The sequence below is a fragment of the Prolixibacter bellariivorans ATCC BAA-1284 genome (assembly GCF_000621705.1).
GTDB lineage: Bacteria > Bacteroidota > Bacteroidia > Bacteroidales > Prolixibacteraceae > Prolixibacter > Prolixibacter bellariivorans.
On record NZ_KK211332.1, the window covers coordinates 195,546 to 207,460 of the forward strand.

The 11,915-nt window shown below is 43.1% G+C and carries 8 protein-coding genes; all 8 read right to left on the reverse strand.

The features are described 5' to 3' along the window. Positions 1–97: 97 nt before the first annotated feature. A complete protein-coding gene (locus tag T426_RS0120025; protein ID WP_036985520.1) occupies positions 98–2,551 on the reverse strand; it encodes a glycoside hydrolase family 2 TIM barrel-domain containing protein in 2,454 nt (817 codons plus the stop codon). Between the two features lie 189 nt (positions 2,552–2,740). Further along, positions 2,741–4,759 (reverse strand): RagB/SusD family nutrient uptake outer membrane protein, encoded by a 2,019-nt coding sequence (locus tag T426_RS0120030; RefSeq protein WP_027586197.1) that lies wholly within the window; start codon positions 4,757–4,759, stop codon positions 2,741–2,743. Positions 4,760–4,771: 12 nt separating this feature from the next. Next, positions 4,772–8,278, reverse strand: coding sequence for a TonB-dependent receptor (locus tag T426_RS0120035; protein WP_025865584.1), 3,507 nt, complete (start codon positions 8,276–8,278; stop codon positions 4,772–4,774). Between the two features lie 129 nt (positions 8,279–8,407). Then, positions 8,408–9,409, reverse strand: coding sequence for a FecR family protein (locus T426_RS0120040; protein WP_025865583.1), 1,002 nt, complete (start codon positions 9,407–9,409; stop codon positions 8,408–8,410). Between the two features lie 152 nt (positions 9,410–9,561). Then, on the reverse strand, positions 9,562–10,125 hold the full coding sequence (locus T426_RS0120045) for an RNA polymerase sigma-70 factor (RefSeq protein WP_025865582.1): 564 nt from the start codon (positions 10,123–10,125) through the stop codon (positions 9,562–9,564). 223 nt (positions 10,126–10,348) lie between these two features. Continuing rightward, the gene (locus tag T426_RS0120050; RefSeq protein WP_159103365.1) at positions 10,349–10,606 is read right to left on the reverse strand and encodes a cation:proton antiporter regulatory subunit; all 258 of its coding nucleotides are present in this window, start codon (positions 10,604–10,606) and stop codon (positions 10,349–10,351) included. A 252-nt stretch (positions 10,607–10,858) separates the two neighbouring features. Then, entirely contained in the window at positions 10,859–11,263 is a 405-nt protein-coding gene (gene trxA / locus T426_RS0120055) for a thioredoxin (RefSeq protein ID WP_199898679.1), read from the reverse strand. Positions 11,264–11,572: 309 nt separating this feature from the next. Beyond that, positions 11,573–11,866: a PG0541 family transporter-associated protein gene (locus T426_RS0120060; protein WP_025865579.1), complete on the reverse strand. Its 294-nt coding sequence runs from the start codon at positions 11,864–11,866 to the stop codon at positions 11,573–11,575. Positions 11,867–11,915 lie beyond the last annotated feature (49 nt).

An 11,915-nucleotide genomic window follows, 5' to 3' on the forward strand; every position in this document is an offset into this window, starting at 1 on the left:
CGGCCACTCCCTTCGTGCTTACTGTCAACTTTATCGTTACACTTTCATGAGTACTTTTGATAACGGCTATTGCACTTTTCCTTTCAGGGCTCTGCAATCATTTATTGACATCAAAATTCACCTGACACCCTTCTAAACCTGGTGAATTCAGTTTCAATGTTACCTGCCCCTGTTGACCTGTAGGCTGAAGGTAAACTTTCAAACGGCCTTGGTAAACCTCACAGTGATTGGCCCGGTAGCTGACAACGCTGCGCGGGTTACCACTCTCCATGCCTGCCAGTCTGGCTGGTCCGGACACCTCGCAGGTAACATCATTGGTCGCTCCATAGACCGGCACATCTTCCTTATCAACCACTTTAACCACAACAGGCATCACATCCGAAAGAGCCGTTGTCATACTTCCCTTACCGGTAATTGCTTCCAATTGAGCAGATTCTCCTGATGTGCGCAGGGTATACCGGCACAACTCCTTGCCTCCACGCTGTCCAATAACCTGCAAGTTTCCTGGATGATACGGGACATCCCAGTATATCACCCTTCCGGGAAATGAGGACAACTTTTTCTCGCCCAACGATTTTCCATTCAGCAACAGTTCTGCTTCCGGACAGTTCGTGAAACAGTTGACCCGAACCTTCTTTCCTGCAGGCCAGTTCCAAACTGGGTCGGCCTTTTGGTGTGCCCAGATGGATTTAGGTCCATGCCCTTGGGGAATTTCCGATGTCCCAATATAAACCATCGGTTTGTCAGACCATAAACTCTGCCTGAAATAATATTCAGGCTTCCGGAAACCACCCAAATCCAGTAATCCGGCAGTATTCGAACGATCGGGCCATCTGCCCGCTTCTCCGAGGTAATCGATTCCCGTCCAAAGAAATTGTCCGGAAATGTAGTCATTGTCCTCAACCGCTTGCCAGGCTTTCAGGCTCATTCCATTTTCACTTCCGTAAATCACCCGGTTCGGGTATTTTTTGTGATCTTCCGCATACCGGTATTCCTGGTAATTATAACCGGCAATATCCGGCACATCGGCATAACCTGTCACATTCGATATCAGGGCAGCCGCCAGGGCAGCTGTTACCGGACGCGTTGTATCATATTGTTTCACGACCTTCTTCAGTTCACGGGCTATCACGGCCAGCGTATCCGACGAAGGTAAATTCGGATTATAACCACGTCCATAGATCTGCGGATTGGTTCCCTTATCCAGGATCGGATGGGTAAAGGGATCGTTCGGGTAGTCAATCTCATTTCCTATGCTCCACATGATGATGGAGGGATGGTTCCGGTCGCGAAGTATCATATCACGTAAATCAGCATCATGCCATTTCCGGAAATATTCATGGTAACCGTCTTTGCCCGGTTTACCTACATTCCAACCCTTCATCCAGATGTTTTTGGCCCCGGTCCATTCGTCAAAGGCTTCATCCATCACCAGGAAGCCCATCTCGTCACACAAATCGTACAAAGCAGGCAGATGCGGATTGTGACTCATCCGGATGGCGTTACATCCCATCTCTTTGAGTTTTATCAGGCGGGATTTCCATATCTCTGCGGGTACAGCAACGCCAAAACTACCGGCATCTCCGTGGATGCATACCCCTTTTAGTTTCATCGACTTCCCATTCAGGGAAAAGCCTTTATCGGGGTCAAAACGGAAAGTCCGTATGCCCACTGGAGTCACTTGCTTATCGATTATTTTATCCCCTTCAAAAACCGTCGTCTCTAAGCTGTATAAGGTTGGATTGTCTACCGACCACAATTCAGGTTTCTTCAGTTCCAGATTTTGATCGGTTATCAGCCTGTCGCCCATTGGTATCTCAACTTCGCTTTCCGATGACGATACTTTTATTCCACTGGGATCAATCAATACATTTTCCACCCTAACTTTTGCCGGGCTTTTATCCTGGTTTTCCAGCGAGACTTTTACATTGACCGTTGCCTTATCATTCGTCACGTCAGGAGTCGTCGCATAAACTCCCCACTTACCAATGTGCACTTTATTGGTGTAAATCAGAGAAATATTCCGGTAAATACCCGAACCGGTATACCAACGCGAATCGGCATATTGCGAATGGTTGACCCGTACAGCAATGACATTATTACCCGGGTGAATCCAGGGAGTCAACTCATATTGAAACGAGACAAATCCGTTGGGACGTTTTCCGAGCAGATGGCCATTAATATAAACTTCACTGTTATCGTAAACTCCCCCGAAATAAATATACGCGTTGCGTCCTTTCTCGGAGGCCGGAACAGTAAATTCCTTTCGGTACCATCCTATACCCCCCGGAAGATAAGCTGTGGCGCTAGCCCACTTTGGAGAAAACGGCCCTTCGACGGACCAGTCATGTGGCAGATTTAATTTGCGCCATTGCGAATCATCAAACGAAGATTTCTCCGCTCCCGGGAAATCGCCCTTCCTGAATTTCCAGTCTTTATCAAAATTGATGGTTTCCCGCCCGGTTCTCTTTGATATGCCTTCTTGTTGGCATCCAAAGAAGGTAATAAGCGGAAAGAGTACCCAAATGAGCAAATTGACTTTTACTCTCATTTCTTATCTATTTTATATCCAGCGAAATATTCCAAACACAAGTTGAACGAAGTAAAAAACCCGCTCAGGCCGGGTTCTCCTGAACGGTTTTTTTGATTTACATTAATTTAAAGCAACTGCATTTGAACAGGCCAGCACCGTCATCGTGCTGACCCGTAAAAATTATTCTAACAGAAGCATATGTATCCCTTAGTAACCCGTTGGAGGGGTATTAGCTTGAGTTGGCCATCCTGGGTTCTGATAAATCGGGGATGTAGTCACATCATTATCCTTCGAAGTGATTAAGAAATGCTGCAAAGCAATTGGGTGAAGGTAATGTGCCATTGCCCACTTATATCCGTTGTACACCAAGGATGTTGACGTTTTCTCATATGGAAGCAGGTATTCGCTTCTTGATGGATCCGATACTGTGCTGGCATCCCCCACCCCATAAGTAAGCGTCGAATTACCATTACTATCCTTATACCAATTCTGCATGGGTCCCCACAATTTGAAACCCTCGATATGGTACGGATTATCAATCATTTGATCCATTGCTCGCCAGCGAATCAAATCCATCCAGCGAAGACCTTCAGCCATCAATTCACAACGACGTTCACGGCGAATATTATACATGGTTTTATCTACCAACTGACCTGCAGAATATGCACCCCAGTCGTTAGCTGCTTCCTTGCTCATATCGGTTGCATTAATTGTCTTCTGGAAATCCGGATCCACTCCTGCCCTAACGCGAATTTCACGCCAGTAGGTTTGTGCTGTTGCATCAAGACTTCCATTTTTCATGTATTCAGCCTCCATGTAATTCAGGTAAGCTTCTACCGCGCGAAAAACAATAGCACCGGTATAACCTCCACCATTAGCACATTGCGCTGCATCATAGTTCAACCCTTTCCTAATCGTATAACCTGTTGTGTATTTCTGCTCTTGCGACGAACTAGTAATATCAGGAATCGGTTCAATCGGAGTAGCATGATCGCCCACTGTACTCGGATACAATACATTCACCTGGTTAGGTTGCTTAAGGAATAACCACAAACGACCATCGCGATTTTTACGTACGTCCGAAATGTAATCATCTCCAGCATAACCTGAACCAGCAGCGTAAATAGGCAAGCCGTTAGCCATCAGGAAATCATCAACGAGACCGCGGGTCAAACCAATACCATCGTTACCTGATTGCTCGTACACTGGCACGTTATGAGTAATACCCAAGCCGGCATCATATCTCCTCCAAAAAAGGACTTCACCAAAACCTGACATGTCAACAGAACTAAACATCTGACAGTAAGGATTCGCATCACTTGCCACACTGAAAGCTTTACCGGTGTCGGCTTCCGCACTCATATTGTTTGCCACAAGCGAGATGTTATCAGCGACCTGCTTGGCCGCATCCATCGATTGGGTCAGGAAATAGTCAACCTCATTATCTATTCCTCCTGAAGGATATTGATAATTAGCATTGTAATCTTTGTTTTTACCCGGCCAGTTCGGACCATTGGGTACAAAAGCTGTCCCTTTGAAGTTCTTTAGCCAAGAGCCTTCGAACAATGCTACCCGCGATTTCAAGAGTAAAGCAGCATATTTGGATAAGCGATTCGTTCCTCCCTCCGGTGCCTCTGGTTGCATCAGATTGACTGCCGAATCCAAATCAGCAATGATAAAACGAGCGACTTCATTACATGGAGCACGTTTACTCGCTGCTGTCAGTGTATCGGCATTGTCAGGCAATGTTCTCTTTACAATCGGAAAATCACCAAACTCCATCAGTTTCTGAAAATATACATAAGCACGGATCATGTACATTTCCCCTATATAGTGCTTAATATTAGCCTGAGAACCGGTAATTTTTCCAGCTTTATACAATGGAACCACTTTGTTGAGAAAATAGTTACACTGGTAGATGTCAGAAAAATTCCAACCACCGCCTGATTGACCAACCTTCCATTGCCCCGGTACAAATTTGTTGTCGTATGTCATTCCGGCCTGGTTATCCGTATTGGCATCAATCCCAAACGTCCCGAACGTCCATTGTGCATGCGATGGAAACACATTGTACATGTTCACATCATAGGCCGCTAACTGCGATTCATCATTCAGATATTGATCTGGAGTGATACTTGACAATGGAGGACGATCAAGATAGTTTTGACACGAAGTCAGAAATCCTAATGCTCCGACAATAAATACGATATATAGTTTCAATTTCATGATAATCCTTTTTTAGAAATTCACACTTAATCCGGCAGAAATTACTTTTGACAATGGGTATACGTTTCCACCCCATCCACCATCGATGGTTTCCGGATCAAACATCTTTGCCAGTTTCGTTCCGGTCCACAAATTCTCTCCCGACACATAAACACGCAGTTTTTGTATTCCATACTGTTGTGTTAGTGTTTTAGGAATTGTGTATCCGAGCTGAATATTCTTCAACCGGATGTAAGCGGCGTTTTGCAAGTAACGAGTCTGTGCCTGATGGTTCTTGCCGTTGAACAAAGGACGTGGGTAGTATGCGTTCAAATTCTCTCCAAGTGGAGAATTCGGATCATTCCGGAAGTAATCAAGATGTTGCTTCAATCCGGTTGACCACCATTCGCCCCAATCCCAGGCACCCCAGAAGAAGTAACTGTTCTGGTAATAATCGCGCTTCAGTACTCCCTGGAAGAATGCTCTGAAGTCAAATCCCTTCCAATCTGCTGAAAGATCGATTCCGAAGTTATAGCGAGGCGTACTATTACCAATGATTTTCCGGTCACCCGGGTCATTAACTGTATTTGAACCGCCGTCAATCTTTCCATCATTATTCAGATCGGCATACATAATATCGCCTGCTGCCCAGTTATTACCCAAAGCGTTTTGGCCGCCATTGGGAAGAGAAGCCAGGTGTTTATCCATTTCATCCTGAGTTTTAGCAATACCGATGGTTTTATATCCCCAAATCTCTCCTAACATTTCGCCGGCACGGTACGTATCCAAACGACCGGTTGGGTTCGGGTATTTGGTAATCTTCGTTTGTGAATCAGATAAAATAAGGTGAATGGTATATCCCAGACCATTATGCAATCTGTCGTTCCATGAGATATCCATCTCCTTTCCGTATGTTTTCAAGTCGGTATTATTGGTATTCGGAACCGCTGTTCCCAGAATAGCCGGAAGTTCCGGAGCCGGCCCAACCATATCATTCGTATACCTTACAAAATAATCGAATGAACCTGTCAGGCGATTATTAAATGCACTGATATCCAAACCTGCGTCCCAGGTTTTTACTCGTTCCCAGGTCAGTGTAGAACTAATTAAACCAGGCGCAGAAGCCGTATTGGGCTGCTTATCGTTAATCAACCAAGTGCCATTCGAAATTCCCACTGGCATGGTTTCATATGTAGGGTACCAATTATCAGTATTTTGATTGCCTAACTCTCCATAGGAACCACGAAGTTTAAAGGTATTAATGTGGTCTTTCAGAGAGCCCCAGAAATTCTCTTTGGCGATATTCCACCCAGCTGACACTGACGGGAACAGGTTCCAGCGATTATTTCCGCGATAACGGGATGTTCCGTCGTAACGCAGATTGCCTTCAACCAAGTATTTTCCGTCGTAGTTGTAATTTAACCGACCAAAAAATCCAGCTGTAGCCCACTGTTGATAATCTCCTCCGACCGTCGGTGGCTGAATATTATTTTGCCAGTCGGCGCCGGAAGTCAAATCCAGCACAGGAAGTGCAGGTATGATTATTCCCTGACGCGTTGCATTCAGCCCCCGATCTTTAAATAATTCGGACTGAAATCCAGCCATTACTTTGAAATGATTTTTACCAATTTGCTTGGTATAATCGGAATAAATGTTCGGAGTGAAATAGTTCGAACGATAAGCCTCCTCATGAACCTGAGAACCTCGATCATATGGAACAGGATTTCCTTCTACATCATGGTTATATGTTTTCTGTACATCCCAGTGACGGAAATTATCCTTTATCCGGTAATTCAGATTAGCATAAATCTTCCATCCTTTTACCGGTGTAATGGTTAAGTTCAACTGATTATACAACCAGTCATTCTGGTACTTATCCCTTCCACCATCTCTTAGTCCGAGTGCCGGAGAAGGAGATGAATAGAGATAGCCATTCGGATCATACAGAGGGAGTACCGGCCAACCCTGTCTGGCCAAATCGGAGTTTAATGAATTGGTTAAACGAGCAGGCCTTGCATATTCCTCACGAATAAATCGCACGTTATATGCCAATGAAACTTTGTCAGAAAGCTTGGCATTGATTTTTGACGTTGCTGTATATCGATTAAAATGATCACTACCAAAACGCATCAATCCAGTTTGATCGAGATAATCAGTTGAAAGGTAATAGTTCACTTTGTCATTGCCTCCTGTTACACTGAGCTCATGCTCCTGCGAAGGAGCTGAACTTCTGTAAACAGCTTTGTACCAGTCGACATTTGCGTTGCCGTAACCATATCCATCAGCCCAGTATTGTGGATTGTTAGGATTTGGAATAGTGGATGTAGTGATTTTTCCATCCTGGTAGTCCTTAATCCTCTGCAATCTTGTATCGCTGAAGATCGGGCCTCCACCACTATTTTCGTTTGCATCGTTAAAATACAAAGCAAAACTATAGGAATTCATCATTTGAGGTAACAGGACCGGCTTATTCCAGCGGAAGCTATTATTATAGTTTACCCTTACTTTTCCAGCTTTACCTTTTTTGGTCGTCACCAAAATAACACCAAAGGCAGCCCGGGAACCATAAATAGAAGAAGCTGCTGCATCTTTCAATACTGAAATATTAGCAATATCCTGTGGATTGATAGAGTTGATATCTCCTTCCATTCCATCAATTAATACCAACGGAGAACCGGTCGAGCCTTTTCCAATCGTCGCAACACCACGAATATTAATTGTCGGATTACTATCCATATTACCATTATTCTGGGTAATATTTAATCCCGGAACAACTCCTTGTAATGCCTGTACTGCATTTTGAACCGGTCGCTGTGCAATAAGCTTATTATCAACAGTCCCTACGGCACCCGTCAGGTTGACTTTTTTCTGGGAACCAAATCCTACAGCTACCACTTCCTGTAGTCCAACTGCAGATTCCTTCATGGTAATATTTATCTCTTTTTGATCCCCGACCGTGACTTCCTGGGGAGCCATACCTACAAAAGAGAACTGCAGAACGCTTCCCTTAGAAACGTTTGCCATGGTATACTTTCCATTTGTGTCTGTAACAGTTCCGGTTGTTGTTCCTTTTATAACTATCGTTACACCTGGTAGCGGCGAACCAGAGGAATCAGTGACTTTCCCTTTTATTGAACTCTCCTGCTGTCCTTTAGCAGAACTAGTTTGTTCTTTGACAGCTGGATTCAGAATAACCAGGTTTTTGTCGGTAATTACATAATCAACGCCTCTTTCCCCGAACAATTGTTTCAGGATACTTTGCACGGATTCTTTCCGAACATTGATATTCACTTTTCGATTGACGTCGAGCCGTTCGTCCTGAACCAGGAACTTGAATTCGCTCTGTGCTTCAATCTGCTTCAGAACCTGCTCGATGCTCACATCATTCAGATTCAGTGTTAGTTTTGTCTCCTGTGAGTACACACTGGCGGATACATGCAGCGTGGTAACGAAGATCAGAAAGGTAATAAGTCGCATAATACGCAACAGTTTTTTAAGGCAAGGGATTCCTAATCCCTCAACTTTCGGGTTTTTTTTCATAGATTTGAATGTTTGAATTATACTACTTAAAGCCTTTTTAACGAGGCTTTTTCAACCACCGGATGTGCCAGCATTCGGTGGTTTTTTGTTTTCATTGATCTGTAGTTTTACTGATTAATTGTTTTCACATTAGTCATTAAAGGATTTATGTTGTTTCTGGTTGTTACGAGTTATTGTATACAGGCTGTCCTTCTTTGAAAATTGAAGGCCGCTGGCAATGGAAATGGCATCCAATACTTCTTCAATATTTTCACTACTAAACGTTCCGGTATAATGCACATCTTCCCCCAAGTCCTTCGGTTCAAACAATATTTTTACATTATATCTTCGCTCCAGCTTCCTGGAAAGATTTTCCAATGACTCATTGTGCATATACATCAGATTCTTCCGCCAGCCTGAATATTCATCCGGGTCCACATTTTTTTTCGAGAAACTGGCATCAGCTTTATCATAGGTTATCAACTCCCCCGGTTTGACCATATATTCCTCATACCCTGTTCTCTGGATGCTTATCTTTCCTTTCGCTAAACAGGTTTTGATGAATAAATCGTTTTGATAAGCAGACACGTTAAAATGGGTTCCATACACTTTGATATTAAAGGGACCGACATTCACGATAAAAGGTTTTTTGCTGTGAGCAACTTCGAAATATCCTTCGCCTCTCAACCTGACTGTTCGATTCCTTTTGTCAAAATCACCGGAGTACTGAAGACTGGAACTGGAATTCAACCAAACTTTGGTGCTGTCGGGGAGATATACAACCGATCGATTGCCCAATTGGGTGGCGAACATCACATTGCCAGATTTCTGGTTCCTCTCAGGAATACCTATAAAATTTGATATTCCAAGCATCAATAGCAGACCTGCGGCTACACCTGAAAAACCAATCCATATTTGCTGTCTTCTTCTTCGCTTCTTTTCCTGAATTTTTCGGGTCAGCTCTTGAAAGGATCGTCGGGCATCATATTTTTTGTAGGAGCGAACTGTCTTGCTTTCCTCCCAAATCTTTTGAATCTGGTTGAAAAGCTGACGATTTTCCTCCTCTTCCATCAAACCATCAAAACGTTCCTTCTCTTCTGAAGAAGCGCTTCCTGTCAGGACAGCATAAATTATTTCAAATGTTTCTTTCATATTTAAGTTCGCTCTTCGTCCGAACTTACTTAGTCAGTATTATTAAATCCTAACCGGCGAGATTCCATATATTGAGCTGAGTCTCATATATTCAAAAAACGCCCTGTTATTATGTAGGACAGTTGCCAAAAACAAAAGTCCTACATCTTTTTTTAGTTTTTTTGTGAAAATTCCGGATATACCAGTTCAACACAAGTCTTAACTAGCTTTAAAGCCTTTCCAATCTGCGCCTTAACGGTTTTAACAGAAATTTCCATTACACTGGCTATTTCTTGCTGTTTTAAATCTTCAAATCGACTTTTTTCAAAAACGGTCTTACAGCGGGGAGGTAGTTTTTCGATGCATTCGAACAGGTAATTTCGGAACTCTTCCAGCTCCAAATCGATATCACTGGCCTGCTCATTTTGATTACTCCGAAAAGCACCTGCATGTTTCCTTCGGATCATTTCAGCATTCAAACGATTTAAGCTCCGGTTTTTAACGGCTGTATACAGGTAACTCTTTATTGAGCCCGTAAATTTGATACGGGTTCTTTCTTCCCAAACTTTTGTAAAGAGCTCCTGAACAACGTCCTCTGCGATGAAATCATCCTGCAGACGAGAATTGGCAAAGTTGCACAAGGATGAGTAATAACGTTCGAACAATAACCTGAACGCATCGAAGTCTCCGACACGTATTTTATTCATCAATTGAACATCAGTCAGGTCAAAGTGCATAAATGATATTTAGTTTAATTTGTACACACTTGGCAAAAATTACCACTATCGACATAAACCATTAATATATAACCAGAAAACACACTTTTCATGATTCCGGTTTTCGTCCCCTCAGTGTGCGAAAATCTCAAATTTACACTTTTATATCACTTATGAATCATTTATTCGTCAAATTTTTACCAACCAGTACCTACCAGTATGTTTTTTAAGAGTATAAAATCCGCTATTCTGCTCCTGCATGAGCAAACAACTCAACGGCCCGGGCGACCTGTTCTGGTTTCCCAAGTACATAGGCAATGTCTCCTTCCCGGAAGATGGTATTTGCTGGCGGATGTTCATGCAACTCTTCGCCTCTTTTCAGAGCCAGCAAAGTGACACCACATGTGCGACGAAACTGCACTTCGGCCAGGGATTGACTGATGAGTGGTGAAATGGGTTCAACCTTCAATGCAATGATCTCGAGGTTGGGGATCTCATTCAAAATGTTGTTTTGTTTGGGAATAAGCACTTCGGTGTTTTTGCGGAAGATACCATAATTATCGCCCCGGTTTGAACAACGGATTTAGTGCTATTTAAACCCGGCTTGTCGACTCAATTTACTGCATTCGCACGAAATGTGCAGTAGGGGAAAAGAAATTTATAGGATGAACTAAAACAACAAAGGGACTGTCCGAAAAACGGAAACAGTCCCTTTGTTTAGCTATCAACCGGCAATTTACCGGGAAAAGCCCAATCAGGCGATCTCTGACAGAATCGCTTTTTTCGATTTTACACCGGTTATTCGCTTCTCCGCTTTTCCGTCACGGAAAAGAATCATCGTTGGAATGTTCCGGATATTGTATTTCTGAGCCAGTTGCTGTTGTTCATCAACATTCACTTTGGCAATGGTAACATTGTGGTTCTCTTCTGCAATTTCATTCAGCGTAGGCGCAATCATTTTACAGGGGCCACACCAGGGAGCCCAAAAATCAACCAATACAGTGCCACTACGAATGACTGTTTTAAAATTCTTATTGTTCAGAACCTTAATCTTTTTGCTGGGAGGTACATTTTCCAGATTCTTCATCTTTTTAAAGCCGTAAATCAAATAGGCAATAAACAGTACAGCAATACCTCCACCAATGTACAGAAACATCATTTTATCACGTCTTTCTATTAATAACGAAAACCGCTTTCTTCAACCATTCAATAACAAAGAGCAACGGTTACATCATCATTGGGTTATCACTAAATTCCCACAAATATAACACATACATAGACACATCTATATTTTTAAATGTGAAAGATTCATTAAGTTCATGGTAAGCTTGACTGAACATGTTACCAATCAAATATAAAATCGAGGCTTTGAAAAGAGCTAAAATAAAAACCGGGCAACAAAGATCAGAAACGACTGCTCATCTCCTACCTCGCATACCCGGTTCTGTTATCTAAACCTATACTATAACTAAACCGATTCGGTAATGTCCCAGACAAAAGCCCGAACGCCTACTTCTTCGTTAATGGCATCCATATTTTTTACTTTTTCCAAAAGTTCCGCCACTTTTTCTTCCGGTACTACGGTCATTATCGCTGAATTCATTTCCGGCCAGGTGTGCGTTCCCAAATGAGGTGGTCCGGCAACGGTTCCTCGTCCCCGAACGTCAGCCCACTGCGTGTAGCCTCTTATTCCAAGGCGATCGAGCATGTATTCCACCCGTTCGGTATTGGCCTGATTATATACAATAAATACTGCTTTCACGTTGTATGTTTTAAATTCATTTAATCGTTCGCTGTTCTTGTTTTCCGGT

Excerpts from the sequence above, each read along its gene's own strand:
- T426_RS0120030 (WP_027586197.1), bottom strand. The coding sequence starts at position 4,759 with ATGAAATTGAAACTATATATCGTATTTATTGTCGGAGCATTAGGATTT.
- T426_RS0120025 (WP_036985520.1), bottom strand. The coding sequence starts at position 2,551 with ATGAGAGTAAAAGTCAATTTGCTCATTTGGGTACTCTTTCCGCTTATT.
- T426_RS0120045 (WP_025865582.1), bottom strand. The coding sequence starts at position 10,125 with ATGCACTTTGACCTGACTGATGTTCAATTGATGAATAAAATACGTGTC.
- T426_RS0120035 (WP_025865584.1), bottom strand. The coding sequence starts at position 8,278 with ATGAAAAAAAACCCGAAAGTTGAGGGATTAGGAATCCCTTGCCTTAAA.
- trxA (WP_199898679.1), bottom strand. The coding sequence starts at position 11,263 with ATGATGTTTCTGTACATTGGTGGAGGTATTGCTGTACTGTTTATTGCC.
- T426_RS0120040 (WP_025865583.1), bottom strand. The coding sequence starts at position 9,409 with ATGAAAGAAACATTTGAAATAATTTATGCTGTCCTGACAGGAAGCGCT.